This is a genomic window from Paraclostridium dentum (assembly GCF_048568265.1).
GTDB classification, from domain to species: domain Bacteria; phylum Bacillota; class Clostridia; order Peptostreptococcales; family Peptostreptococcaceae; genus Paraclostridium; species Paraclostridium dentum.
This window is the reverse complement of the sequence record NZ_CP183813.1, coordinates 1,282,713-1,309,525: the sequence shown is the minus strand read 5'-3', so window position 1 is coordinate 1,309,525 and position 26,813 is coordinate 1,282,713. Positions and strand designations below refer to the sequence as shown.

Here is a 26,813-nt window from a genome sequence, read left to right as displayed (position 1 = left end):
ATATTTTTAGAATATTATTTTTATTCATAAAAAATCTACTTTATTAGCAATCATTATAATCCATTTAAGCATAAAAAAAGAGCATCTTAAATATTTAAGATGCTCTTTCTTCATTTATTTAACCTATAAGCATATATATAAAGTGGGCAGATATACCTGCTAATAAACCACCTATAGTATGCGAAATTATTGCTTTACTAGTAAGTTCTCTTGCATTTAATGCATCCATCATACCTACATGTGTACTTAAATATCCACTCCAGCACATACCCATAGCTGTAAATACAGCTATATCGTTAGGTGTTACAACCCCGTCACTTATAAATTTTGGAACTAAACTCATCGCAGCTCCAACAGCTCCTAATGAAGTGATTGGGAATGCCATCGCCTGAGGATCTGTAAATCCAAATAAAGGTCCTAATATAAACATTAACTTATCACCTAATGCTGGTAGTAGTGCTATACCTTCATAAGCAGCACCTGTATAAACTTCAGCTCCTGTTTTAGGATCTATTGTCGGTCCAAATGTTAATAGCATAACTAAAGTACATACAACTAATACCCCTGGGATTATAGCCATCCCTAACTCAACACCATTTTTTCCACCTTCTAACATAGAGTCAAGTAATCTTTGGAATAAACTTCCACTTCTTATTTCTCTATATTCCATAGCTTCTACTTTTCCATCAGCTTTATTTTCGCTCTTTGGATCGTAGTTATAATATTTCTTAGTAAATGTAAGCATTATTCTAACACTTATTATACTTCCTATTATTGCACCTATATTTCCTATTAATGCTGCTGATACAAACTCAGACCCTTGAGTCATCATAAAAGTCGTAACTATAAGTCCCATACCAAAAGATGTCCCTAAGTTGCATAAAGCAGGTATTTGATACTGCTTAAAATATTTCGTAAAACTCTTATCATTAGCAAATGCTATTATAGCTGGGTTATCTGATAGATAAGTTGTTACTGCTCCTGCTATACTTGCTCCCGGTAAATTATATAGTGGTTTCATAAACATTGCAAAAACTTTATTTAAAAGTGATATTACTCCAAATTCTGAAAGTAGTGCACTTAATGCACCTGCAAGCACAGCTAGTGCCATTATTAAAAATACAGTGTTTAATAACAAATCGTGAGCTGTGTTCATAATAGTTTTAAACATCAACCCTGCACCCATTTTACTCCCTACAAACCCAAATCCTGCTAATAAGACCCCGATAAATACAAAAGTTTCTAAACTTACTGCCTTTACCTTCTTTTTTCCACCAGAAACCTCCTTGGCGACAACGTTTTCTTCTAAATTCGTAATCTCCATTGTATTCCCTCCTTAGTATTTTGTGGATACCATTAAAAAAAATATTAAAATTTAATTTTATTTTCGTTTTAATTTTAACAATTAAAACAAATAAAAATATATTGATTTATATAAATTATACTATATATATCTATATATTTCAACTTTTTCGAATTGTTTAGTATTTCATTTATTTTCAGAATAATAAAAAACAGCCTAATTTCAAACAATTAGCCTGTTTTTATTTTTTTAAATCCATATAAAATTTTGCTTCTTTTTGTCATAATTTATGTAAGAATGCATAGTTTTAAAGTAGTTTCAGATTACTCTTTCCCTGCAGAAACCGCTATACTTGATATAAATTTCTTTTGGAATAAACTAAATACAACAACCATAGGAATTATAGAAAGTACGGCTCCTGCCATCATTCTAGGATAATGTGTACCATATTGTCCTACAAAAACTCTAAGCCCTGCTGCTAATGTCAGTTTTTCTGGAGTTGAGTTTACAATTAGTGGCCATAAGAAACTGTTCCAAGCTCCTAATCCTCCAAGTATAGCCACAGTTCCTAAAGCTGGTCTAACAATTGGAACCATTAATTTGAAAAATATTGTAAATTGAGATGCTCCATCTATTATTGCAGCCTCCTCCATGTCTCTAGGTATAGACTTAAAGTGTTGTCGTAATAAAAACGTATAATATATACTAAATATTCCAGGTAATACTATTGCTGTTAATGTATTTAAAAGTCCCATATCTTGTATTATTTGATATTGTGGAATTAAATACATCTGACCAGGTACCATCATAGCTGCCATAAGAATTAAAAATATAGCTTCTTTAAATTTAAAATCTAATCTTGCAAATGCATATGCTGCTGGTGTTACTATAATTAACTGTAATACTACAGATGCTATTGTTACTATTATTGTATTAAAATAATACTGAGCAAAAGGAAATTCTTTAAATATTTGAGTATAGTTCTCAATCCTTACAGATTCAGGGAATATTTTAGGCGGAATAGCTTCTGCTTCTGCCAATGTCTTAATAGATGTTAAAATCATCCATATAAAAGGTAATGCAATAAATCCTGCCATAAGTATAAGCCCTATGTGAGTTAAAATCTTAGCACTTCTTTTCGTTTCCATACTTTTCCCCCCTAATCTTATTCATCTGAATAATGAACCCATTTTTTTTGCAACTTAAATTGTATTAATGTTACTGCCATTATGATTAAGAATAAGATTACAGCTACAGCAGATGCATACCCCTTATCACCTAATGTAAACCCTAAATCATAGAAATATCTTGTCATAGTTATTGTGGATTCATAAGCTGGACTTCCTTGTTTTATAAGCATGAACACAACATCAAATAATTGGAAAGATCCGATTAAAGACCATATAACAATAAAAAATATACTTGGAGTTAAAAGTGGGATAGTTATATGCGTAAACTGTTTAAATGATGAAGCTCCATCTATAGATGCTGCTTCATAATAAGATTCAGGTATTGATTGAAGTCCACCTAAGAAAATCATTATCTTGTATCCTAAACCACTCCATATAATGAATACTATTATTACTACTCTAGCTAAGTTTGGATCTGTAAACCATAATTTCCCCTCTAATCCTATAGCTTCTAAAAATTGATTAACAAGTCCAAATCTTGAGTTAAACATCCATTGAAATACTAATGTTGATGCAGATGCCATAGTTACAACGGGTAAGAAATATATAGTTCTATAAATTCCTTTTCCTTTTATGTTTTTGTTAAGTAGGTTTGCTATGCAAATAGATATAATTACCATAGGAGGTACAGTCACTACCACATATAAAAAAGTATTCCCTACAGATTTATAAAACAACGGATCCTTAAACAACCTTAAAAAGTTTTCAGATCCTACAAAGTTCCATCCTCCAAATGCATTTAAATCTGTTAAGCTATAAAATAAATTTAGTATAAATGGTATAAAGTTAAATACTAAAACCCCTATTAAAAGTGGCATTATAAACATATATCCAGTTAAGTTGCGCTTTAGTTTTTTCTTTTTTTTAGCTTTTAATTTATCTAAATTACTGGGCTTTTCATTATATACCTCTGCTTGCAATTAAAATCCCCCTTTTATCTATTCTAAGAGGATGTCTAAAACATAGACACCCTCTAAAAAATCCCTATTTTTTCTCTTTATCTAATATAGATTGCATTTCTTTTTGTGCATTTTCAAGTGCTTGATCTAGACTTATTTCATCTTGCATAAATTTAGTTATATTATCAACTATAGCTTTATCCCATTTTGAAGTTTCAAAACTATTAGGAAGTGGCATAGCATCTTTTGCTACCTTAGACATAACAGAAGTATCTATCCCTGTTTTTTCTTTCATTACTTTACCAAATAAATCTTGAACGTTTTTGTGAGCTTGAGGTACCAAAGCTAATTCAGTATATTTTTTCATTGACTCTTCACTTGACATGTAATTGATAAAATCAAAAGCTTCTTCAGGATGCTTAGAATTTGAAGATATTACATTTCCTAAACCATGTATTACAGTTTTAGATTTGTTTCCTTCTTTTATAGTAGGTATTTCATATAATTTAAAGTTTCCTGCAACTTGTGCTTGTTCTTTATCTGAGTATGGTAATAATCCGTATGACCCCATTTGTAAAACTAAAGCTTTTTCAGATTTAAATAATGTTCCAGCTGTAACTTCTAATGTTATATCATGTGGACTATGTAAGTCACTTTTTACTAAATCATAATACTTTTTAAATCCTTCTTTAGTTTCAGATGTTGTTAGCATAGCTTTAGTCTTATCATCACTTATTACCTTACCTCCTGCTGAAGCAACTTCATTAAACACTCCTGACTGTGTACTTTCTGTTGCATAAGAAGTAAAAGGATATATATCTTTTGGCAATTTTGATTTAGCATCTGTCAACCAAGCTATCATCTCATCCCAATTCCAATTTTCCTTAGGCTCAGGAATTCCGTATTCTTCCATAAGCTTTGTATTAACCATTAAAATATTGTTATCCCAGAATGTAGGAATTCCATACTGATCTCCTTTGTAACTGTATAAACTACTTAAACTTTCCAAATATTGGCTCATATCAACATTTTTATCTTTTATATAGTCTTTCATATTAACTAACATTCCATTGTCAGCATACTTATTAAAATTAACAGCATTCATCCAATATATATCAGGAGCTGACCCCCCAGCTGCTGCTGTTTCCATTTTAGTCCAATAGTCTGCAAATGAATATTGTTCTACCTTAATGTCTACATTTGGATTTTCTTTTTCATACCCATCTATCAAGGTTTCTACAGCTTCCATATGAGTTTTATCCCATATAGCATATCTTAGTTCAACTTTCCCATCAGCACTATTTCCTCCAGTAGAACTACATCCCGTTAGTCCTAGTACTAGAGATAAAACTGCCCCTGTTATAATTCCCCTTTTTAAAAACATATCAAATCCCCTTCCCACAAATTAAACTAATTAAATATATTTTTTCCTGAATATTTCGATAATTCTCTTTAATTATATGATATATAAATGTGAACTTATTGTATTTGTAAATTTATACACTTTTTTTATAATTTTGTGTAATAATATATTATGCTTCAGCCTTTATCTTTTCTATTGCTTCATCCCAAAACTTTTCAATATTAACAACTTCTTTGTTTAATCTAGAATACTCAGCTGCAAATGCCATGACATGACTTTCAACAGATTTTTTAGCACTAGTTCTTCCTTCTCCACCGTTTTCTGAAACTAGCTTAACAAAGTCTTCCATTATTCCATAATCACCGCCTCCATGTCCTCCTTCGACCTCTTCTGGAATAATAGTTTCTATAGTATTTTCCCCAAATTTCTCAAACTTTTTAACTTCTATAATATTTTTAACGTGATTTCCTCCTACTTCACCATGAGTAAACATTAGCTTAATAGTTCTGTTGCATTCTTCAGTAAATGCAGATAAGTTAAATGTAGCTGTTATATCGTCTTCAAATTCAAGTATAGTTGCCATGTGATCTACAACATTATTATCACATTTATATACACATCTTCCATATGGACCCGTTCTTAATGCTTCTTCTAAATTTTCTTTAGTAGGTACTGGATGTACTACTTTTGCAAATATAGGTTTATCCGATAAATATAATTTTTTAGCTGAATATGGGCATCTTTCTTCTACTTTACAGTCTAAACATCTATCTGCCATTCCTTCTTTAAAATTTTTATCTCTCATATGAGTCAAATGGCCAAATGCAGATATATTATTGCATTTTTTACCTGTTAACCATAATAATATATCCATATCATGACAGCTTTTAGCTAATATCAAAGGACTTGTTTCATTGCTATTTCTCCAGTTTCCTCTAGTAAATGAATGTGCAAAATGCCAATATCCTATATTTTCATTGTGTTGTATGCTAACTAGCTCTCCTAGCTCTTTACTATCTACTATTTCTTTTAATTTTGAGAAAAATGTAGTATATCTAAGCACATGACAAATCATAAACACTTGATTTGGATACTGTTTAGCTAGCTCACCTAATTTTACTATATCTTCTAATTTGTTTGACATTGGTTTTTCAAGCAATACATGATACCCTTTTTCAAGAGCTATCTTAGTTGGCTCATAGTGTGACTCATCATTATTAGCTATTATAATCGCATCAGCCAATCTTTCCTTTTCTAGTAAATCTTCCCATGTTTTGAACACATTTTCAGATTCTATATTATGTTCTTTTACACATATATCCCTTCTTATATCATGTGGTTCTGCTACTGCAACAACTTTACCTAATTCTTCATGATGTTTAAAGTATGGAGCATATGCATGCATACCTCTTGCCCCTGCACCTACTACCGCTACTGTAATTTTCTTCATTAATCATTCCCCCATTAATTTTGAAGTTTTTTATTTACTTATTAATTATATTCTAATACTTTATTTCTTATATGTATTTGCACTTTTGTATAAATGTTTTACATTTTTATGTATTATATTAAACCTTAAACTATAACTAAATTTGATTTTTTATGCTATTTTTTGTAAAATATTATTAGGAAAAAGATTTCACTGTTTTAGGGGGATATTGAATTGTTTAAACAAACTACTTGTTTATCTTTTGAAAAGTATGGGAATGCTTTATCATCTTTACCCGATGATATTATTATTTGCGAGAAAAAAACATCTATTAAACTTTTAGAAAAATCTATCACTAAACTTTTTTATTCAGAATTTGACATTCATATAAAGTTGCAAAGTGGGGTTGTCCTAATTGTTGTTTCCAAAGATTCTAATTTTAATAATATAGAATCTTTTATTTTAAATAGTAAAATACAACTAAATAAAGGAGTTTTTTATAATTTTATACCAATATCAGATAATTGTAGTGTAGATTTGTATGGAAATAGTCTTTTTTTAAATTCAACAAACATTATTCAGGATTATACATATAAAGAGATAGTTCCTAAAATTTTAATAAGCAAAATTTATACTAAATTTTATCAAGAAAAACCAACTAATTATTTATTCAAAGGTGAAAAACATAACTTTTGGGAACTTACATATGTAGATAGAGGTGTTTTATATACTGAAGTAAATGGAAATGAGTTTAAATTAAATCAGGGGGATTTATTTTTCTATGCACCAAATGAATATCACTCACAATATACTGACAATAAAAAATCTTGTTCATACTTAACAGTAAGTTTTGAAATGGATTTTAATGATACATCACTTCTTTCAAATAAGGTATTTACATCTACAAAGGACTTATACACTATAATAACTAAGCTTATGAAAGAACTTAATTCTACACATTTATATTGTGATGAGCTTTCTATTTGTTATTTAAAAGAATTAGTTTTGAAAACTTTAAGTATTGATTTTGAAACTTCTATTGTAAAACCAGCTAATAAAATTCAACAATTTTATGACGACGAACTTTTAAATTCAATATTGAAGTTTATAAATGAAAGTATATATGATTGTTTGGATATTCAAACTATATGTGATAAGTTTTCAATAAGCAGTTCTAAATTGCACTTATTATTCAGATCTAATTTAGATACTACGGTTAAACTTTATATAAACAATTTAAAGTTAAAAAAAAGCAAAGAACTTATAAAAGAAACTAATTATACAATTAGTGAAATCTCTGAAATTTTAGGATTTAATTCTATTCACTACTTTTCCAATAAATTTAAAAAAGTTTATGGTTTTTCTCCAAGCGAATATTTAAAATCAGTAAACAAAAACTATTAAAGACTAGGATATTATCCTAGTCTTTATTTATTAAGCAGTTATTTTTTCATCATCGTCAGTGCCTATCATTGCAGTTAACTTTTTATTAAATGCAAGTAATATGAATGTACCAACTACTAAAATTATAGGTATAGAAATGAATGTTTGCATAAGACCCATTTTTTCTATTATCATTTGAACATATCCTGCTGCTTTGTTTGCAAAGAAAGTCGCACATGCCCAAACACCCATAAGTAAAGATAAATATTTAGCTGGTGCTATTTTACTTACTAGTGAGTTACCTAGTGGTGAGAAACACATTTCTCCTATAGTTTGGAATAAAACGAATAACATTAACCAAATAACACTAGTTTTTACAGTAGCAGCTGATCCTACTCCTCTTGAAAGTTCAGCAGCTATTACGAATCCAAATGCTACTGCTAAAAATACATATCCTAATGCTATTTTTTGAGCCATACTTAAGTCACCTTTTTCTCTCTTAGATAACATAGTCCATATAGCTGCCATTATTGGTCCTAAAACTACACATAAAAATCCATTTAATGAAGTTTCTATCCACATTACAGGTATCTCAAAGCTTCCTACATACATATCTACATAATCTTTCATATATAAAGTTAATGAAGAACCTGCTTGGTTATAAAATACCCAGAAGAAAATTGAGAAAAATGATAATATAAATATTACTTTTACTCTATCTTTTTCTTTCTTAGTTAAAGGTCTATCTGGTGATTTTTCTCCTTTAGTGTCCCCAGCATGTTTATCAAGCATTTTTTGAGGATATTTACCAGCTTCCCCTAAAAACTTCATTGTACATGTAAATAATAATCCACCAAGTAAAGTAGCTATTGCAGCTATCATGAAACATTGTCTAAATCCATATTCAACAACATGTCCATTTTCTATAACTGCAAAAGTTTTAGTGTATAATATACCTATAGTTAATGATCCTATAAATGATCCTAAGTTAACAAATGTATATAATAAAGAAAAGGCTGCATCTTTTCTAGTATTGTCATCATATAACTCCCCAACTAGTGCATTTAAATTACCTTTAAAGAAACCAGTCCCTATTGATATTAAAATTATCATTGCATGAACCCAAATTACACTTGTTGCAAAATAACCTAATGCATATCCTGCTGCCATTATAATCGATCCTATAATTACACAATATCTAGCCCCTATCCATCTATCACATATCATTCCCCCAAATATTGGTGCTAAGTAAGTGAATGCTGCTAGGTTTGCTGCTATAGCTGCTGCATCAGCATTGTCTATTCCTAATCCACCCTGAGATATTGAGTATGATAAGAATAGTAATAATAAAGTTTTTGATCCATAGTATGCGAATCTTTCAAACGTGAATGTTAACCCACAAACATATAACCCCTTAGGATGTTTTGCAGGTGCAGATGTTGTATTTGCCATCTTAAGTCCCCCTTAAATGTTTAATTTTATATTTAAGGTAGCTTTATATTTAAAAAGCTACCTTATTATACTGTTACTCTATACTCCCCTAGTATATTTTTTTAACCATACATTTTCTTCTTCAGTTAAATATGGAGATATTTTTTCATAAACTAATCTATGGTAATTATTTAAATAATCTCTTTCTTCTTTATTTAAATCATCAACATTTATTGCATCTAAATCTATAGGTGCAAATGTTACCACTTCAAATTCCATGAATTGACCATATTCATTTTTTTCTGCTTTTTTAGTTATAAGTTCATTTTCTATTCTTATTCCATGAGAACCTTCAATATATATGCCTGGCTCATTAGTTGTTACCATACCTTCTTCTAACGTAGCTGTTTCTAATCTGTTAGGAGCTATCTTCCATCTAAATCCATTTGGAGCTTCATGTATAGTTCCTAAGAAACCTACACCATGACCTGTTCCGCATTTGTAATCTAAACCTACATTCCACATTGGTCTTCTTGCTAATATATCTAGGTTATATCCTTTTGCTCCATATAAGAACTTAGCCATTGATAAATTTATCATTCCCCTAAGAACTGCAGTAAAATGCGTCTTCAGCTCACCATTTACTTCCCCTAAAGCAATAGTTCTTGTTATATCTGTTGTTCCATCAAAATATTGACCACCTGAATCTATTAAGAATAAATCACTAGCTTCTAATTTATAATCACTTTCAGGTGTAGCACTATAGTGCATCATAGCTGCATGTTCTCTATATCCAGCTATAGTTGCAAAACTTGGCTCTATAAATCCTTCTTGGGCACGTCTTAACTCTTCTAATTTTTCTGATGCACTTATTTCAGATATTTCTATCTTACCTACATTATTCTTTAACCAATACATGAATTTGGTAAATGCTACTCCATCTTTTAAGTGGCTATTTCTAACGTTTTCTAATTCAATATTATTTTTTACAGCTTTAAAGTTCATTGTAGGATTAGGCTCTTTTATTTTTTGAACTTCATTTGGTAAATTATTATATATTGAGTAGCTAACTTTTCCATCATCTAATAACACTTTTTCAGTTTTATCCATAGTTTTAACAAATTCATATATATCATCGTATTTTTTTATTATTACATTTTCTTTTTTTAATTCATTTATTATTTCTTCATTTAATTTGCTTTCATCTATGAATAAGTAAACTTCATCTAATGTTATTATTGCATATGAAAGAACAACTGGCGTATATTTAACATCTCTACCTCTTATGTTAAATAGCCATGCTATATCATCAAGAGTTGTTATAATATGAGATGTTACATTTTTTTCTTTCATAGTTTCTCTAAGTCTTTCTAATTTCGAACTAAATGTTTCCCCTGCATAATCAACCTTTAATAAAAAAGCTTTCTCCCTTGATAAAGAAGGTCTGTCGTTCCATACTTTATCAACTAAATCGTACTCATATTTTATGCTTACATTTTTTTCTTTTAACTTTTCTTCTAAACTCCTACCCTCATTTGCAGATATTAATCTACCATCAAATCCTAATGTCGATCCTTTAGATAACTTCTCACATATAAATTCTTGAGTAGTAGGAACACCTTCTTCGCCCATTTTAAATAATTTAATCCCCGTGTTTTTCAATTGATTTTCAGCCTGTATAAAATATCTTCCATCTGTCCAAAGTCCTGCTTCATCCATAGTTACAACTAAAGTTCCTGCTGAACCTGTAAATCCTGATATGTACGCTCTTGATTTAAAATAATCCCCTACATATTCACTTTGATGATTGTCTGAAGATGGTATTATATATGCATCTATTTTGTATTCCCCCATGTATTTTCTTAAACTCTCTAATCTACCACTTATCATTATAATCCCCCTTATCCTACATATAAAATTTTATGCATCATCTATCGCCCACTTATATAGTACCACCTCATGACATCGTTTTCAATATATTTACATTCTTTTTCTTATTTTTAAAATTTTAAGAATCAATTAAATATTTTCAAGATTATAAAAATTATAATTTTTTAAACGTTATTTTTTTATCTATATTAATATTTTTTTATTAACATAAAAACAAAAGGATATGGTTTTTAGCCATACCCTTTTTATACAAAACACTTAATTATATTTCTTTAGTGTATTCTTTTAACCATTCTTGTTCTTCATTAGTTAAGAAAGGAGATACTTTATCATAAACTAATTTATGATACCAGTTTAAATATTCTCTTTCTTCTCTATTCATATCATCTACAACTATTGCATCTAAATCAATTGGCGCTAATGTTACAACTTCAAACTCCATGAATTGTCCATATTCATTTTTCTCTGCTTTTTGAACAACTAATTCATTTTCTATTCTTATTCCATGAGATCCTTCAACATATATTCCAGGCTCATTAGTTGTTACCATACCTTCTTCAAGTTCAGCACTGTCAAATCTATCTGGCACTATTCTCCATCTAAATCCATTTGGAGCTTCATGTACATTTAATAAGAAACCTATTCCATGACCTGTTCCACACTTATAATCTATTCCCATATTCCACATTGGTCTTCTTGCTAGTATATCTAAGTTGTATCCTCTTACTCCATGTAAAAACTTAGCCATTGATAAGTTTATCATACCTCTTGCAACCGCTGTAAAGTGTGTTTTAAGTTCGTCACTCACTTCACCTAATGCAATAGTTCTTGTTATATCTGTTGTTCCATCAAAATATTGACCACCTGAATCTATTAAAAATAAATCTCTTGGCTCTAATTTATAGTCACTTTCAGGAGTTGCACTGTAGTGCATCATAGCTGCATGTTCTCTATATCCAGCTATTGTACCAAAGCTTGGCTCTATAAATCCATCTTGAGCACGTCTTAAATCTTCTAATTTTTGTGACGCGCTTAATTCAGATATCTCTGTCTTTCCTACATTATTTTTTAACCAATACATGAATTTAGTAAATGCTACACCATCTTTTATATGACTGTTTCTTATGTTTTCTAACTCAACTTTATTCTTTTGAGCTTTCATAAACATAGTTGGATTAAACTCATCTATTTTTCTAACGTCATCAGGTATATTATTTAATATAGCATAGTTTATTTTTGTTGAATCTAATAATATTATTTCATCTTTATTTAATGTTTTTATAAATTCATATATATCATTATATGGTTTTATAACTACATTTTCTTTGTTTAATTCACCTAATATTTCTTCATTTAACTTAGCTTCATCAACAAATAAGTAAACCTTATCTAAAGTTATTAAAGTATAAGATAATACTACAGGATTGAATTTAACATCTCCTCCTCTTATATTAAATAACCAAGCTATATCGTCAAGAGTTGTTATTACATGAGTTGTTGCTCCTTTTTCTTTCATAACTTCTCTAACTCTATTTAACTTTGAGCTAAATGATTCACCTGCATATTTAACATCTAATAAAAATGCTTTTTCATTAGATAAAGCTGGTCTATTCTCCCAAATATTATCTATTAAATCATACTCATATGATATTTTAATGTTTTTCCCAGATAATTTTTTCTCTAAATTTTGTCCTTCTCTAGCACATATAACTCTACCATCAAATCCTAATACTCCATCTTCTTTTACATTATTAAATATGTACTCTTCAGTAGTTAGAACTCCTTCTTCTCCCATTTTAAATAATTTTATACCGCTTCCTTTTAATTCACTTTCAGCTTGTATAAAATATCTTCCGTCTGTCCAAAGTCCTGCTTCATCCATAGTTACTACTACAGTACCTGCTGAACCTGTAAATCCAGATATAAATTCTCTACTTTTGAAGTAATCTCCCACATACTCACTTTGGTGATTGTCTGAAGATGGTATTATATATGCATCCATACCATTTTGTTTCATATAATTTCTAAGCATAGATAATCTTTCTTTTATCATATTAAAGCCCCCTAAGTTATATTTATATATGTTTATAAAGAGGTTGAGACCTCTTTGTTAAAACCTAAATTATTTTATGTAAATTTACAATATTTTTTGTTAAATATTTCTTAAACTTTCTTTGAAAAGTTATAATTTTTCAATTTTCATTTGTTATTAAAATAAATTTTACCACCTCATGACATCGTTTTCAATGATTTTTATAAAAAATTTATATATATTTAATATTTTTTATCTATACTAAAAAATTCAAAACGAGTAGATTTATGCTTATCCACTCGTTTTGAATTATCTATTTATAACTTAAAATTCCATATTTTAAATTATAAATATTGTTAAATCCTTCTAATTCTAATAAGTTACATGCTGTAATACTTCTATGTCCACTTCTACAGTACACCACTATGTTCTTTTCTTTAAAATCTTCAATCTCATCTATATTGTACATCAAGTCATGTAAAGGTATATTAATAGCACTGTTTATATGATTTTCTTCAAATTCTTCTTTCGTTCTTATATCAATTAACAATGTATTTTTATCTTTGGCTAATTCTTTTAACTTATCATTGTCTATATCTGTAAAATTCATAATGTCCTCCATGATGTATGTTTTAATATTTTATTATATACCCATGTAAAAATTATTAAAACTTCAATACTACAATTATCATTCTTTAAAAAGCAAATTCAATTTTAATCTATCAGTTCCTATTATTGTATTTTCAAACACTTCCATCGCATTTTCAATATACATATTAGGGTCTTTTATAATTGGACTAAAATGTGTTAAAACCATAGTTTCTACATTTGATTGTTTTGCGATTGTTGCACTTTCTCTAAATGTCATATGTTTATTTTTTATAGCCCTTTCTAAGTCACAATCATCTCCATACATACCTTCACATACCAATAAATCACTATTATCTACAAAGTCCATAATTTCTTTTATTGGTCTTGTATCTGTAACAAAACTTACTTTAATTCCTTTTCTAGGTTGACCTAAAACCATATCTTTTGTATATATGTTACCTTCCAATTTTATTTCTCTTCCATTTTGAAGTTTGCTCCAAAGAATTTTTGGCACATTATTTTTCATTGCTTTTTCCATGTCAAACTTAGCTTTTCTTTTTACATAAAAACTATATGCAATGCATGGAGTTGAATGTTCTACCTCTAAAGTAGATATAATAATGTCTTTATTAATATAATTATTACTTACTAATATATCTTCTTTAGGATTTTCTATTATATTTATATCATATGGAAGTTCTTTTACTATTAATTTAAAGGCCTCTATAATCTCTTTTATTCCTTTAGGCCCAATTATTGTTAATATTTCTGTTCTACCACAATTCCCAATTGTGGATAGTATGCCCGGAAGCCCAATTATATGATCTCCATGTAAGTGAGTTATACAAATATAATCTATAGTTTTGAATCCACAATTTGCAATTTTCATAGAAACTTGAGTTCCTTCACCACAATCTATAAGTATTTTTCTTCCTCTATAATTCATAAGCAAAGATGAAAGGTACCGATTTGGCACTGGCATGCTTCCACCACAACCTAGTAAAGTTATTTCAACCATATTATCACCTCTTTTAACAGTTAAAATATACTACTTTTAAGTCTTTTAAATCGAATATCTAGCAAAATAGCAATTTAATCTTTGTATTTATTATATACTGCTAAGTATCTGTTAATTCAAGTATTTAATTTTAAAACCAACTTTATATAGAGAATATTCTAAATATTTGCTACTATATTATTAATAACTTATTTTTAATAAATCGAGGTGATATTTATAAAAGATTTAACAGTCGGAAATGAAAGCAAATGTATATTTAACTTTGCCCTCCCAATGCTAATAGGAAGTTTATTTCAACAATTATACAATACAGCTGATAGCATTATTGTTGGACGGTTTGTTGGTAAAAATGCTATGGCAGCAGTATCTGGCGCAAATCCAATTATGTTTTTACTTACTTCTTTTTTAATGGGCATAACCTTAGGCTTCTCAATTCTTATATCTCAATATTATGGTTCTAAAAATATGATTAAAGTTAAAGCAGCAATAGATACCACATATGTATTCATTTTTATAGCTTCATTTTTTATAACTTTAATAGGAGTTTTTTTTAGTGGAAATATACTTCATATTATGAACACTCCAAGTGAAATTTTTGAACTTTCTAAGGGCTATCTAATTATAATTTTTGCTGGTACAGTTTTTTCAACAGGATATAATTCCGTGTGTGCTATACTAAGAGGTCTTGGTGATTCTACTAATCCATTATATTTTTTGATAATAGCTACTATTTTAAATATAATTCTAGATATTATCTTTATAATTTATTTTAATATGGGTGTAAATGGTGTAGCTCTTGCCACTATAATCGCTCAAGCTGTAGCATTTATATTTAGTGTAATATATCTTAATAAACGTCATGAAATCTTAAAAATTAGAATTAGAAATTTGAAGTACGACTCTATAATATTTAAAACTGGATTAAAACTTGGTCTGCCATCTGCAGTCCAGCAAACACTATTCTCTATTGGTAATATAACCTTACAATCTTTAGTTAATGGTTATGGCACATCTGCCATGGCTGCCTTTGGAGCTGGATCTAAAGTTGAAACTTTCATATCACTTCCTATTATGAATTTAGGCAGTGCTGTATCTACTTTTGTTGCCCAAAATATAGGGGCTGGAAAAGTTGACAGAGTAAAAAAAGGTGTGAAATCTTCTATTACTATGGCTTTGTGTATATCTATATTCGTATTAATAGTATTTTTATTATTCAAAGAAAATTTAATAAAATTGTTTAATACTGATCCTGATGTAGTTTCTATAGGCTCTAGGTATTTACTTACTATAGGTCCATTTTTCATATTTATAGGAACATCATTTATGTTAACTAGTGCAATCCGTGGTGCTGGTGCCTCAATGTTTGCAATGATAAGTTCTATGATATCATTATGGATAGCCAGAATTCCTGCATCATATTTATTATCATCAATATTTGGCGTCAATGGAATATGGATGGGAATTCCTATTGGTTGGTGTGTAGGATTAATTGTTACCGGAATATATTATAAAAAAGGATATTGGAAAAACAAATCCGTTATTAACTTCAAGGAAAACAATCTCTCCTCTAACAAAAAGTTTAATCCTGAGTTTGCATCAACAAAATCTGATTAAAAAGCAAAATGCTCTTTTAAAGAGTATTTTGCTTTTTTATTTGTACTTTAAAATACTGATTGATTATTTTTAATTTTATAGTATAATTTAATTATTACTAGGTACTAATACTTAATATAATAATCTAGTAAAATTATTTTTTTGGAGGAAATTAATGAAACCATTAATAATAGGAGATTTAATTGCTAAAGTGCCTGTAGTACAAGGCGGAATGGGAGTTGGTGTCTCTAGATCATCTCTTGCCGGTGCAGTAGCTAGTTGTGGTGGTGTTGGAGTTATATCTGGTGCACAGGTAGGTTATGACGAAGATGATTTTGAAATAAATCCTCTTAAAGCTAATTTAAGAGCATTAAAAAAACATATATTAAAAGCAAAGGAAATTTCTAAAGGTGGTATAATAGGTGTAAATCTTATGGTCGCTATGAATTATTATGAAGATCATGTTAAAACTTGTATAGAATCTGGAGTAGATTTAATAATTTCTGGAGCAGGACTTCCTACTGCCTTACCTAAACTTGTTAAGGGTAGTTCTGTTAAAATAGCACCTATAGTTTCCACATCTAAGGCATTAGGAGTTATTTTAAAAATGTGGGATAGAAAGGAAAATACTACTGCAGACTTAATAGTAGTTGAAGGTCCTAAAGCTGGTGGACACTTAGGTTATCATAATGATGATTTAGATAATATAGACAACATAGATTATGATGGTGAATTTATTAAAATCTTAGACATAGCTAAAAACTATGGAGATAAATTTAATAAAAATATTCCGGTTGTAGCTGCTGGTGGTATATTTACGGGCGATGACGTAAAGAAATACATAGATATGGGTGCAAGTGGGGTTCAGGTAGGAACTAAATTCGTAGCTACTCATGAATGTGATGCGGCTTATGAGTATAAAATGACTTACGTAAACGCTAGTCAAGATGATATAAAGATAGTTAAAAGCCCTGTTGGAATGCCTGGGCGTGCAATTGGAAATAGTTTTATTAAGTCAGTTAGTTCTGAAGGCAGAAAAATTAAAAAATGCTATAATTGCTTAATCCCTTGTAATCCAAGTAATACACCTTATTGTATTTCTAAGGCACTTATAGATGCAGTTCGTGGCGATATTGAAAACGGTCTATTATTTTGTGGAAGTAACGCTTATAAGGTTGATCGATTAAAAAATGTATCTGAAGTTATTGATGAATTAACATCTAAACTATAATAAACTTAAATATGGGTGTTTCTATTAGAAACACCCATATTTTTATATCTATATTTTCTTCTTACATAATATGTATATAAACCTAAAATTTAAAATTAACAATATTAAAACTTATCAGCTTTTATTTCAAAAAATGCTTTTGGATGTTGACATACAGGACAAACTTCTGGTGCTTCTGTACCTTTGTGTAAATGTCCACAGTTTTGACATCTCCACTCTACAACTTCATCTTTTTTGAAAATTTTATCATCTTCTAAAGCCTTAAGTAGTTCATTATATCTTTTTTCATGTTCTTTTTCTATAGAACCTACTGATCTTAATAAGAATGCTATTTGATCAAAGCCTTCTTCTTCTGCTTCTTGTGCAAACTTTTCGTACATACTTACCCATTCATAATGTTCTCCGGCTGCCGCATCTTTTAAGTTATCTTCTGTTGATTTAATTCCTTCGTGAAGTAATTTAAACCACATTTTTGCATGTGCCATTTCATTTTTTGCAGTTTCTTCAAAAAAGTCTGCTATTTTATTATAGCCCTCTTTTTTTGCTTGTGATGCATAAAAACTGTATTTATTTCTAGCTTCAGATTCTCCTGCGAAAGCTGTAGCTAAATTTCTTTCAGTTTTAGTCCCTTTTATATCCATAGCTAGCCTCCAAATATTCACTATATTTGTTGGGGTACGTTTTCATTAACCCTCTACAGGTGGTATTATATACCATTAGTCAAACTTAGTCAATATAGTAAGATTTACTACTTTATTTACATTTTTTATTTAATAGTTTTTTGTAATATAAAATAAAGAAGATGATTTTATTAAATCATCTTCTTTATTTCCTTTTTGCATTTAAATATGAACCCATTCCACCTTTTAAATTGTATATATTTTCAAATCCTTCTTTGTATAAAAAATCGGCTGCAGACTTACTTCTAGCCCCAGAAGCGCAATAAAGAATTACGTCATTATGTTTGTATTTTATTATTGAATTAACTTTCGATCTTAACTCACTAACAGATATGTTTTTTGCTTTTTCTATATGTCCACTTTTAAATTCTTGAGCAGTTCTTACATCTATTATTATACAATTTTTATTATTTGTTAATAAATCAATTAATTCATTTTCATTTATGTTTTTGTATTTATTATTTTTAAATAAGTTTGATAAAAATCCCATAAAGTACTCCTTTACCCTATTAAATTTATTAAACTTATTTTATAATTTAAATAAATTTTTTTCTGTGACTTTATCACATAATTAAAACTTAAAAAAATCATCTCCAAATAAAACAAAACTTTGTAATGTCATAAATGCTTTTATATCCATTTTCACATTTTTCTCTAATAGTTTTTTAGCTTCTTCCCTACTAACTAACATAGGTTTAATATCTTCTTCTTCTTCTAAATATTCAGTACTTAATTCACCATCACATAAACAATAAACTAGACTCGCGCTTTCTTCAGTCATACCTGGAGATAAGTATAATTGATTGTTTCCTAAGTTTTTGTTTATCTCTAACAGGTTAAGTCCCGTTTCTTCTTTTAACTCTCTTTTTACTGCAATCTCTATATTCTCATTGTTCTCTACCAATCCCGCTGGCAGTTCATATACATAATCATTCAATGGCACTCTAAATTGTTTAACAATTACTAACTTTTTAATTTCCTTATGAAACGCGGCTATAACAACAGCATCTACATCATCTTTTTTACCTTTGAAATATTTTTCTGATAAATTTTCATATCCTTTTCTAGATGCTATCATCCAGTTATTTTCATTTCCTAATTTATTAGTATATGTTGCATCATAGATACTTAAAAACTTAGTTTCAGCAAGTGGTTTTAATTTTTTTATTCTATTGTCTACCATAAAGCACCTCCATTAGTTTTAATATGTAAATATTATCTATTTAAAGTATACTACATTTCTAAGATTCACTTCTAATTTTACATGTTCCCCTTTTTCATATGAACCATTATTAGAACTCACTTTTAATAATGAACCCTTAACTTTCACATTATAATACGTTATGTCTCCTGCATAAATCTTACTTTCAACCGTACCTTCAATTCCTGTTTCATATCCTAAATCACATATATTTATATCCTCTTTTGAAATCATTAGCTCTACATTATATATACTTTCTTTAACATTTAAATCTAGATTTAATACACTAGATTTAAATTGACCATTATCTATATCTCCAATGATGTAATTTCTTTCTCCAAAAGAGTTTGCCACTTCTTTTGAGTTGGGGTTTTCATATAAATTTCTAGGAGTATCAAATTGAGCTACACGTCCATCTATCATAACTGCTATCTTATCGCTCATCATTAGTGCCTCTTCCTTATCATGAGTTACTAGTACAGTAGTTATTCCTAAGTCTTTTTGTATTTTTAAGATAAACTCCCTCATTTCCCCCCTCAAATTTATATCTAAACTTGAAAATGGCTCATCTAACAATAATATTTTAGGATTTACAGCAAGACACCTTGCAATCGCAACCCTTTGTTGCTGACCTCCAGATAATTCATTAGGATATTTATCTTCTAACCCTGTTAATTTTACTAAGTTTATAAGTTCTAAAACTTTATTTTTTCGTAAATTCTTATCTATTTTGTTAACTTTAAGTCCAAATTCTATATTTTCAAATACACTCATATGTGGGAATAAAGAATAGTCTTGAAATACTATTACTGCATTTCTATCCTGTGTTTTAAAATTTAAAACTGATTTTCCATCAAATAAAATATCCCCACTTTCTGGATTTATAAGCCCTGCTATTAGTTTAAGCGTCGTACTTTTGCCACAACCAGATCTTCCAAGAAGAGTTATTAACTCACCTTGATGTATTTCTAAATTTATATTTTCTAATATATTTACATTGTTAAATTGTTTTGTTAAGTTAACAATTTTAACTGATGACATTTTTTATCTCCTTATCATTACTATAGTACTTGCGTATACTGCATTCCATTAAAGCTACTACAATCAAACTTATTAATATAAACACTATGCTATATATAGAAGATATCATTCTATCTCCACTTTGTATATAAGGAAACATTATTAAAGGATACGTAATTACACTTCCTCCACCTATTAGTAAAGTTAAAAAATATTGACTAAAAGATATTATAAAGCACATGCTGGATGCTCCTATTATACCTGGAAGTATCAGTGGAATTGTAACATACCTTAAAGTATCTAATTTTTTAGCCCCTAGCATATTAGCTTGTAGTTCATATTTATCACCTATTAATTTATACACATCCGTTATCATTTTAACTCCATATGGTATACATGGAATTACATTTATAATAATCACTCCTAGTACAGTATTTGCTAATCCCATCTTAATAAAAGTTAATTGTATTCCCATAGCTACAGATATGACAGGTATTATTATAGGAGATAAAACTAATAACTCGAATAATTTTTTGCCTTTAAATTCATAAAGTGCTATAGCCTTAGATGCCGGTATACATATAATCATAGTTAAAATTACAACTGATATAGATATAAGTATGCTGTTTATTAATACATTTATGTTTTCACCACTCAAAATGTATTCAAAACCTCTCATTGAAAACTCACTTGGTAAAATTTTAGGAAATACCCACGATGAAGATATAGCCCAAATAAAAAGTATTATTAAAGGCATTAATAACGAAATTAATATTATATTTATAATTAGATTTTTTAATTGTTTCTTCATACGATCACCTATAATTTATTTTTCTTTAATTTAGTAAAAATTAAATTGTATAATATTAATAATATAAAACTTATACCAGTTAATATACTATTCATAGCCATTGATAAAGGTCTTTGAGCTAAATCTGTATTTATATAGTTTATATATGCATTAACAGGAAGCGCTTTAGGATTTGTAGCCCCAATTAAATATGGTACTTCAAATGATCCAAACGAAAACGCAAATATTACAATGAATGATGAAAGTATTGTAGGCATTATCTGTGGCATTATTACCAATTTAAGTACTTGAAATTTATTAGCCCCTAAATTTAGCGCTACATCTTCTAACTTAACATCTAAACTCTTCAATATATTATACACTGTAATCGCTATAAATGGCATTCCCTTATATATATATACAATCATTATTCCTATACCAGCTTTGTCATTTACTAGGCTTACAAACTCACTAGAATCCTTTATTAAATTCAAATTATATAATACCCTTGCTATTATACCTGTTTTAGATAACACAGCAAATGCAAGCATTACAACTATTATATGTGGGACTATAATAGGCAAGTTTAATAAAAAATATCTTAACTTAGAAAACCTACTTTTTGTCATTAAATATGCTAACAAAACTCCTATTATAGTTGCTATTAATGATGAAATTGTCGATATTTTTAAACTTAATATTAATGAGTTTATAAATTGTTGATTAGATAATATCTCTTTGTAGTAATCAAAAGTTATACTATTTAATCCAATTAAAGGGAAATATCCTAGGCTTTGCAATATGCATGTGCAAATTCCTACCCCCATTATAAATAATAATAGTAATGCGGCTGGAGCAATAAGCAAATATGGTTTTATTTTACTCATTAGAGTTAGCTACCTCTTCTACCCATATCTTTTCTATTATAGGCACTATACTTGCTTTAATTTCTGGAACTGAATTTTTTATTTGTACTGAGTTTTTAAATTTTGATTTATCTTCTTTAGGTATCTTATTTAAATCCAATATAGTCATATCACCCCAGTTTTTAGATTCACTTTTAGAGGCTTGTGCATCTACACTTGTTAAGTAATTTATTAGTACCATTGCACCAGCTTTATTTGATGAGTTTTTAGGTATTGCTAAAAAGTGAGTATTAGATATATTCCCTTTATCAAAGTTTATAAATTCAGTACTTTTATCAAATTCTCCAGAGTTTATCTTACCTTCAATTTCATTCGGAGCGTAAGTCATACTGAAATTAACTTCTCCATCAGAATACATATTATCTAGTTGGGCTATCGTAGATGGATAAGTTTTTCCTTCATTCCATAAATAAGGCTTTATTTCTTTTAAATAGTCTATCGCTGGTTGAATTGCTTTTTTAACTACAGCTTCATCTTCAGGTAAATCCTTTAAATTTTCATAACCTACTGTATCATATATTACATTTCTTACAAATGCACTTCCTGTAAAATCTGGTGGCGCTGGATATGTAAATTTACCTGGATTTTTCACTATAGCTTCTTTTAATGTATTAGTGTCTACTATATTCTCACTTACTTTATCTGAGTTTTTTAGTACTGTAAATGAAGCTTTTCCCCACGGAGACTCCATGTTGTCTACAGGTGTACCAAAGTCAGTTGTTATGTCTTTTGAGTTCGTATCAACATACTTTTCATAGTTTTCTATTTTTTTAGTAAATGGTCCAAATAAAAGTTCATTATCTTTTGCCGTTTTAAAGTTTTCTCCATTTATCCAAAAAACATCTATATTTCCTTTATCATTTTTAACTTGTTTCTCAGATATTAATTGATTCATTATGGTATCTATATCCATACCTACTCTTTTTACATTTATATCGTATTTTTCTTTCATGTTTGGGATTACATAATTATCAAACCATTTATTCAGTACTTCATTTCCTCCCCATCCATAAAAGTTAACAGTACTTCCTTTTGCACTTTTTTCAATTTCTTCATAGTTTTTGCTTAAAAGGTGCTCATCCGATTGGCTCGTAGCCTTTCCATTACTGCATCCAACTAAAAACAATAGGGATATCGTTATTCCCAAGGCAATAATTTTTTTCATTTTGTTCCTCCTCTGTTGTTTTATTTATAATAATAATATAACCCCCCAACTAAATATTATAAAGCTGGGAGGTTATTTTTATTGACTTACTTAACTAATTTGTAATCATGCTCTTCAACACCGTCTGTAGCATTATATACTTTTGTAAAACCATGCTTTTCTAAAATTTTTGCTGCCTTTTCACTTCTATTTCCTGTCTTACAATAAAGTAGAACTGGTTTTTCTTTATAATCGTCTAATATAGTTAAATTATTTTCAAAATTATCAAAATCTATATTCATAGCCTTATCTATATGTCCTGTGTTAAATTCACCTTTTGTTCTAACATCCACAACAGCTATATCATCTCCAGTAGCTAATAAATCCTCAGTTTCTTTTGCATTTATATTTTCATATTTGGCTGATGTTTTATCATCCTTATCAGAGTTTTGAGTACATCCAACTAAACTTCCAATACTAAATGTAATTAATACCCCTGCAATTATAACACTTATTTTTTTATTTAATTTCATAGCTATTCCCCTTTGCTTCATAATTCGTCATAAAATTCTAAATTTCTTATTCAATTATATCAAACTTACAATTTGTTTATTATAGTTTTTTTCTATATATTTCCATAACCACATAGAAAAAAACTATAATTCACTTCTTAAAGTTATACTAACTATCTCAGGTCTACAGTTAAATCTTATAAGAACTTTAGATCCTCCTAATCCTTTACTTAGTATCATTGTTGTATCATCTTTTTTGTAGTTTCCAAAATCATACTTAGGGAAAAATTCTCTATTAGGAGAAAGAACTCCACCTAATAGTGGTAGCCTTATTATACCTCCGTGAACATGACCTGATAATACTAGATCAGCTCCATAATCACTATAATCTTCAAAGAAAAATGGAGTATGTGCTAACATCACATTATATTCATTTTTATCTATTTCCCCTAATGATTTTTTTATAAAGTCCTTATCTAATCCTTCTTTTCTGTTTTTAAAATTTTTGAAAAAATAAGGATATTTTTCTAACGGAATTATAAGTCCAAAAATATTTAGGCTAGAATTATCTTTATTTATTATCACTTTATCATTTTCTAAATTTATAATCGGCTTTTTACTAAGTTCCTTAAAATAAAGTTCATATTCTTTTTTATATTTTTTTATTAAAGACTTTTGTTCGTGATTTCCTATTATGTGATAAACTTCATAACTCTTAGTTAGTTCATCTAAAAAATTTAATGAAACATGAAAGTTATTTTTATCGCCTTCTACTAAATCTCCTGTTATAACTACTATATCAGGTTCTTCTTCATGAATTTTTTTTAATAATTTTTCATTGTTCTTCCCAAATGTTTTATTATGTAAATCACTTACTTGAACAATTTTAAAATTATTAAATTCTTTTGGTATCTTTTTATTTTTTATTTCATATCTAGTAGTTTCTAAACTATTTATCTCTCTATTTAAAAACAAAGTTGCTCCTAAAACTATGGTTGAGCCTAATAAAACTTGCGTAAACATAATATTTCCTTTCTGATTATATTAAAATGCATCTTTTAATATTTTAAAATATTTACCTTCTAATGATTTATACAGCGGTACACCTATTATTGTTATAACTACAAATTGTCCAAATCCAACTTGTGCCATAGATAAAATAAGTGGTAATCCAAAGAATATATTAAGCATTATGCCTATTATTATAGCATTTATAACAGTAGGCCAAATTGATGATACTAATAAAGCATATTTTTTACCATCCATCATTTGACTAGTCAAATAAACTGCATATACACTTAAAAATGTTGCAGTTGTCCCAAAAATTATATCTGGTACTCCATAAGGCCCTATAATGTTAGCTAAAAAACATCCTATCGTTAATCCCCATATATAGTCCTTTTTTATAAATGGAAGTAATACCATAATTTCTGCCACTCTAAATTGTATTGGTCCATAGCTTATAGCTCCTAATACCAATGTTAAAGTTGCATATATAGCTGCAACTAATGCTGTTGTAACTAATTTTTTTATATTTGTCGTCATAAAATTTCTCCTTTAAGTCCTAAAATCTAAAAAACCGCAGAAAAATCTACGGTTTTATAATCTAAATAATAATATAAATATTATATTTCAAGACTTAACCATAGTTTTGTTTAAAGACAGGAGGCTTTCGAACTGTCTTTTTAAGTTTTAAGATAATTTATATATTATCAAAAAAATACTTTTTTTTCAATAGAGTTAATTACTCAAATGTTTCTTTAACTTTCTTTAATTTATTTATTATATCAATATGTTGAGGACAACTTTTTTCACACTTACCACATTCTATACATTTAGATGCATCAGCATCTTGCTCTATTAAATATTTATACATATTGTTTTTTATCCCTTCTATATCATTAAACATCGATGAATTATTTAAACATTCAAAACAAGCAGGTATGTTAACACCATTTGGACATGGCATACAGTATTTACAATCCGTACAATTTATTTTTATTTTAGACTTTAATGTATCTCTTAATGCTTCTATTATCCTTTCACTTTCTACGTTCATAGAATCTGCAACTCCATCCTCGTTACATATTCTTATATTATCAGCAACCTGTTCCATATTTGACATTCCACTAAGAACAATTCCTATTTGTGGCTTATTGTATAAAAATTTAAAAGCCCATTGAGCTGGAGATTTTTTGCTATCTGATTTGTTAATTATTTCTAATATATCATTATGCAAATTATTAGCAAGCTTTCCTCCTCTAAGAGGCTCCATTATAATAACTCCCATACCTTTTTCACTTGCATACTCAAGGCCTTTAGTCCCTGCTTGGTATTCTTCATCTAAATAGTTATATTGAATTTGTGTAAAATCCCAATCATACGAATCTATTATTTCTTTAAATACTTCATACTTATCATGAAAAGAGAATCCTACATATCTTACTTTTTTACTTTTCTTTATTTCATTTAAAAAATCAAATATATTATTTTCAACTAAGTTATCCCATAGACCTTTATCTAGTGCATGAATCAAGTAAAAGTCTATCTGTTCTGTTTGAAGTTTTTCTAATTGTTCATTAAAATATTTATCCATATCCTCTCTTGAATTAATTTCCCAAGATGGTAATTTAGTTGCAAGATTAACTCTTTCTCTATATCCATTCTTTAAAATTTTTCCTACTACAATTTCACTTTCTCCATTGTGATATGGGTATGCAGTATCTATGTAGTTTACACCATTATCAATTGCATACCTAACCATCTCAATAGTTTTTTCTTCATCAATTTTCCCATCTATTTGAGGAAATCTCATGCACCCAAATCCTAAAATAGATATTTTTTCCCCTGTTTTTCCAAATTCCCTATATCTCATATCTACCCCTCCTAAATTTAATTTAATTAAATTATACAATAAATAACATATTCCAATATACTAACATTTTATGCTTATATATTTTTTAATTTACACATAATTTAATAAGGTATTTTTATTGTATTAAAAATTAATATATGATATTATTAGTTTATCTGACCTCTTAAGCAGTGATGCCGATGTGGTCTTTTTTAATAAAAATAATATATAAAGGAGTGGTATAAAAAATGGACAGTATTCCATTGCGGATATGTTTGTTTATTAAATCACTTAATGAATCTTAATTATTGCTTAATGCCTTTATTCAATTAT

The 26,813-nt window shown here is 28.5% G+C and carries 24 protein-coding genes; 3 read left to right on the top strand and 21 right to left on the bottom strand.

Translation table 11 applies throughout. From position 1 onward, the window contains the following. Nucleotides 1–118: 118 nt before the first annotated feature. From ACN6I1_RS05810 to ACN6I1_RS05790, 5 genes are all read right to left on the bottom strand, one after another. On the bottom strand, nucleotides 119–1,324 hold the full coding sequence (locus tag ACN6I1_RS05810; protein ID WP_419743065.1) for a hypothetical protein: 1,206 nt from the start codon (nucleotides 1,322–1,324) through the stop codon (nucleotides 119–121). Nucleotides 1,325–1,626: 302 nt separating this feature from the next. Next, nucleotides 1,627–2,451 (bottom strand): carbohydrate ABC transporter permease, encoded by an 825-nt coding sequence (locus ACN6I1_RS05805; protein WP_021429112.1) that lies wholly within the window; start codon nucleotides 2,449–2,451, stop codon nucleotides 1,627–1,629. 17 nt (nucleotides 2,452–2,468) lie between these two features. Next, complete coding sequence (locus tag ACN6I1_RS05800; RefSeq protein ID WP_419743064.1) at nucleotides 2,469–3,413, bottom strand: carbohydrate ABC transporter permease; 945 nt, start codon at nucleotides 3,411–3,413, stop codon at nucleotides 2,469–2,471. Between the two features lie 64 nt (nucleotides 3,414–3,477). Continuing rightward, on the bottom strand, nucleotides 3,478–4,776 hold the full coding sequence (locus tag ACN6I1_RS05795) for an ABC transporter substrate-binding protein (RefSeq protein ID WP_419743063.1): 1,299 nt from the start codon (nucleotides 4,774–4,776) through the stop codon (nucleotides 3,478–3,480). A gap of 148 nt (nucleotides 4,777–4,924) precedes the next feature. Beyond that, nucleotides 4,925–6,205 carry a Gfo/Idh/MocA family protein gene (locus tag ACN6I1_RS05790; RefSeq protein WP_419743062.1) on the bottom strand — a complete coding sequence of 427 codons (1,281 nt, stop codon included), beginning with the start codon at nucleotides 6,203–6,205 and terminating at the stop codon, nucleotides 4,925–4,927. A gap of 213 nt (nucleotides 6,206–6,418) precedes the next feature. Here ACN6I1_RS05790 and ACN6I1_RS05785 point away from each other — a divergent pair, with 213 nt between their 5' ends. Further along, entirely contained in the window at nucleotides 6,419–7,588 is a 1,170-nt protein-coding gene (locus tag ACN6I1_RS05785) for an AraC family transcriptional regulator (protein ID WP_419743061.1), read from the top strand. A gap of 30 nt (nucleotides 7,589–7,618) precedes the next feature. Here ACN6I1_RS05785 and ACN6I1_RS05780 read toward each other — a convergent pair whose 3' ends face one another. The 5 genes from ACN6I1_RS05780 to ACN6I1_RS05760 all read right to left on the bottom strand — a co-directional run bounded on the left by ACN6I1_RS05780 (nucleotide 7,619) and on the right by ACN6I1_RS05760 (nucleotide 14,529). Beyond that, nucleotides 7,619–9,019 (bottom strand): peptide MFS transporter, encoded by a 1,401-nt coding sequence (locus ACN6I1_RS05780; RefSeq protein WP_220796513.1) that lies wholly within the window; start codon nucleotides 9,017–9,019, stop codon nucleotides 7,619–7,621. Nucleotides 9,020–9,097: 78 nt separating this feature from the next. Next, nucleotides 9,098–10,891 (bottom strand): aminopeptidase P family protein, encoded by a 1,794-nt coding sequence (locus tag ACN6I1_RS05775; protein ID WP_419743294.1) that lies wholly within the window; start codon nucleotides 10,889–10,891, stop codon nucleotides 9,098–9,100. 259 nt (nucleotides 10,892–11,150) lie between these two features. After that, nucleotides 11,151–12,941, bottom strand: a complete 1,791-nt coding sequence (locus tag ACN6I1_RS05770; protein WP_419743060.1) for an aminopeptidase P family protein — start codon at nucleotides 12,939–12,941, stop codon at nucleotides 11,151–11,153. 292 nt (nucleotides 12,942–13,233) lie between these two features. Then, on the bottom strand, nucleotides 13,234–13,530 hold the full coding sequence (locus ACN6I1_RS05765) for a rhodanese-like domain-containing protein (RefSeq protein WP_021429132.1): 297 nt from the start codon (nucleotides 13,528–13,530) through the stop codon (nucleotides 13,234–13,236). 78 nt (nucleotides 13,531–13,608) lie between these two features. Beyond that, nucleotides 13,609–14,529, bottom strand: coding sequence for a ribonuclease Z (locus ACN6I1_RS05760; protein ID WP_419743059.1), 921 nt, complete (start codon nucleotides 14,527–14,529; stop codon nucleotides 13,609–13,611). 273 nt (nucleotides 14,530–14,802) lie between these two features. Between ACN6I1_RS05760 and ACN6I1_RS05755 the strand changes: the two genes are divergently transcribed. Continuing rightward, complete coding sequence (locus tag ACN6I1_RS05755; RefSeq protein WP_419743058.1) at nucleotides 14,803–16,143, top strand: MATE family efflux transporter; 1,341 nt, start codon at nucleotides 14,803–14,805, stop codon at nucleotides 16,141–16,143. A gap of 154 nt (nucleotides 16,144–16,297) precedes the next feature. Further along, nucleotides 16,298–17,353: an NAD(P)H-dependent flavin oxidoreductase gene (locus ACN6I1_RS05750; protein WP_114543261.1), complete on the top strand. Its 1,056-nt coding sequence runs from the start codon at nucleotides 16,298–16,300 to the stop codon at nucleotides 17,351–17,353. 104 nt (nucleotides 17,354–17,457) lie between these two features. Here ACN6I1_RS05750 and rbr read toward each other — a convergent pair whose 3' ends face one another. From rbr to ACN6I1_RS05695, 11 genes are all read right to left on the bottom strand, one after another. Then, nucleotides 17,458–17,994 carry a rubrerythrin gene (gene rbr / locus ACN6I1_RS05745; protein WP_419743057.1) on the bottom strand — a complete coding sequence of 179 codons (537 nt, stop codon included), beginning with the start codon at nucleotides 17,992–17,994 and terminating at the stop codon, nucleotides 17,458–17,460. Nucleotides 17,995–18,178: 184 nt separating this feature from the next. Next, nucleotides 18,179–18,523 (bottom strand): rhodanese-like domain-containing protein, encoded by a 345-nt coding sequence (locus ACN6I1_RS05740; RefSeq protein ID WP_419743056.1) that lies wholly within the window; start codon nucleotides 18,521–18,523, stop codon nucleotides 18,179–18,181. Between the two features lie 81 nt (nucleotides 18,524–18,604). Further along, entirely contained in the window at nucleotides 18,605–19,216 is a 612-nt protein-coding gene (locus ACN6I1_RS05735) for an NUDIX hydrolase (RefSeq protein ID WP_419743055.1), read from the bottom strand. A 36-nt stretch (nucleotides 19,217–19,252) separates the two neighbouring features. Beyond that, nucleotides 19,253–20,275, bottom strand: a complete 1,023-nt coding sequence (locus tag ACN6I1_RS05730) for an ABC transporter ATP-binding protein (protein ID WP_419743054.1) — start codon at nucleotides 20,273–20,275, stop codon at nucleotides 19,253–19,255. Next, nucleotides 20,262–21,065 (bottom strand): ABC transporter permease, encoded by an 804-nt coding sequence (locus tag ACN6I1_RS05725; protein WP_419743053.1) that lies wholly within the window; start codon nucleotides 21,063–21,065, stop codon nucleotides 20,262–20,264. The genes ACN6I1_RS05730 and ACN6I1_RS05725 overlap by 14 nt, the downstream gene beginning before the upstream one ends. Nucleotides 21,066–21,073: 8 nt before the next feature. Beyond that, nucleotides 21,074–21,931 (bottom strand): ABC transporter permease, encoded by an 858-nt coding sequence (locus ACN6I1_RS05720; protein WP_419743052.1) that lies wholly within the window; start codon nucleotides 21,929–21,931, stop codon nucleotides 21,074–21,076. Further along, on the bottom strand, nucleotides 21,924–23,135 hold the full coding sequence (locus ACN6I1_RS05715) for an ABC transporter substrate-binding protein (protein ID WP_419743051.1): 1,212 nt from the start codon (nucleotides 23,133–23,135) through the stop codon (nucleotides 21,924–21,926). Before ACN6I1_RS05715 ends, ACN6I1_RS05720 begins: the two co-directional genes overlap by 8 nt. 86 nt (nucleotides 23,136–23,221) lie before the next feature. Beyond that, complete coding sequence (locus tag ACN6I1_RS05710; protein WP_419743050.1) at nucleotides 23,222–23,647, bottom strand: rhodanese-like domain-containing protein; 426 nt, start codon at nucleotides 23,645–23,647, stop codon at nucleotides 23,222–23,224. Between the two features lie 123 nt (nucleotides 23,648–23,770). Further along, nucleotides 23,771–24,649 carry a metallophosphoesterase gene (locus ACN6I1_RS05705; protein WP_419743049.1) on the bottom strand — a complete coding sequence of 293 codons (879 nt, stop codon included), beginning with the start codon at nucleotides 24,647–24,649 and terminating at the stop codon, nucleotides 23,771–23,773. A gap of 21 nt (nucleotides 24,650–24,670) precedes the next feature. Then, nucleotides 24,671–25,171, bottom strand: coding sequence for a QueT transporter family protein (locus ACN6I1_RS05700; RefSeq protein WP_419743048.1), 501 nt, complete (start codon nucleotides 25,169–25,171; stop codon nucleotides 24,671–24,673). Between the two features lie 199 nt (nucleotides 25,172–25,370). Then, nucleotides 25,371–26,501, bottom strand: coding sequence for an aldo/keto reductase (locus ACN6I1_RS05695; protein ID WP_419743047.1), 1,131 nt, complete (start codon nucleotides 26,499–26,501; stop codon nucleotides 25,371–25,373). Between the last annotated feature and the right edge of the window lie 312 nt (nucleotides 26,502–26,813).

Bases quoted from the DNA above. Each gene is read 5' to 3' on its own strand.
- ACN6I1_RS05740 (WP_419743056.1), bottom strand. From the start codon at position 18,523: ATGGGATTTTTATCAAACTTATTTAAAAATAATAAATACAAAAACATA.
- ACN6I1_RS05750 (WP_114543261.1), top strand. From the start codon at position 16,298: ATGAAACCATTAATAATAGGAGATTTAATTGCTAAAGTGCCTGTAGTA.
- ACN6I1_RS05735 (WP_419743055.1), bottom strand. From the start codon at position 19,216: ATGGTAGACAATAGAATAAAAAAATTAAAACCACTTGCTGAAACTAAG.
- ACN6I1_RS05700 (WP_419743048.1), bottom strand. From the start codon at position 25,171: ATGACGACAAATATAAAAAAATTAGTTACAACAGCATTAGTTGCAGCT.
- ACN6I1_RS05760 (WP_419743059.1), bottom strand. From the start codon at position 14,529: ATGGTTGAAATAACTTTACTAGGTTGTGGTGGAAGCATGCCAGTGCCA.
- rbr (WP_419743057.1), bottom strand. From the start codon at position 17,994: ATGGATATAAAAGGGACTAAAACTGAAAGAAATTTAGCTACAGCTTTC.
- ACN6I1_RS05765 (WP_021429132.1), bottom strand. From the start codon at position 13,530: ATGAATTTTACAGATATAGACAATGATAAGTTAAAAGAATTAGCCAAA.
- ACN6I1_RS05710 (WP_419743050.1), bottom strand. From the start codon at position 23,647: ATGAAATTAAATAAAAAAATAAGTGTTATAATTGCAGGGGTATTAATT.
- ACN6I1_RS05780 (WP_220796513.1), bottom strand. From the start codon at position 9,019: ATGGCAAATACAACATCTGCACCTGCAAAACATCCTAAGGGGTTATAT.
- ACN6I1_RS05790 (WP_419743062.1), bottom strand. From the start codon at position 6,205: ATGAAGAAAATTACAGTAGCGGTAGTAGGTGCAGGGGCAAGAGGTATG.
- ACN6I1_RS05755 (WP_419743058.1), top strand. From the start codon at position 14,803: ATGCTAATAGGAAGTTTATTTCAACAATTATACAATACAGCTGATAGC.
- ACN6I1_RS05805 (WP_021429112.1), bottom strand. From the start codon at position 2,451: ATGGAAACGAAAAGAAGTGCTAAGATTTTAACTCACATAGGGCTTATA.
- ACN6I1_RS05705 (WP_419743049.1), bottom strand. From the start codon at position 24,649: ATGTTTACGCAAGTTTTATTAGGCTCAACCATAGTTTTAGGAGCAACT.
- ACN6I1_RS05720 (WP_419743052.1), bottom strand. From the start codon at position 21,931: ATGAGTAAAATAAAACCATATTTGCTTATTGCTCCAGCCGCATTACTA.
- ACN6I1_RS05770 (WP_419743060.1), bottom strand. From the start codon at position 12,941: ATGATAAAAGAAAGATTATCTATGCTTAGAAATTATATGAAACAAAAT.
- ACN6I1_RS05695 (WP_419743047.1), bottom strand. From the start codon at position 26,501: ATGAGATATAGGGAATTTGGAAAAACAGGGGAAAAAATATCTATTTTA.
- ACN6I1_RS05730 (WP_419743054.1), bottom strand. From the start codon at position 20,275: ATGTCATCAGTTAAAATTGTTAACTTAACAAAACAATTTAACAATGTA.
- ACN6I1_RS05810 (WP_419743065.1), bottom strand. From the start codon at position 1,324: ATGGAGATTACGAATTTAGAAGAAAACGTTGTCGCCAAGGAGGTTTCT.
- ACN6I1_RS05725 (WP_419743053.1), bottom strand. From the start codon at position 21,065: ATGAAGAAACAATTAAAAAATCTAATTATAAATATAATATTAATTTCG.
- ACN6I1_RS05715 (WP_419743051.1), bottom strand. From the start codon at position 23,135: ATGAAAAAAATTATTGCCTTGGGAATAACGATATCCCTATTGTTTTTA.
- ACN6I1_RS05795 (WP_419743063.1), bottom strand. From the start codon at position 4,776: ATGTTTTTAAAAAGGGGAATTATAACAGGGGCAGTTTTATCTCTAGTA.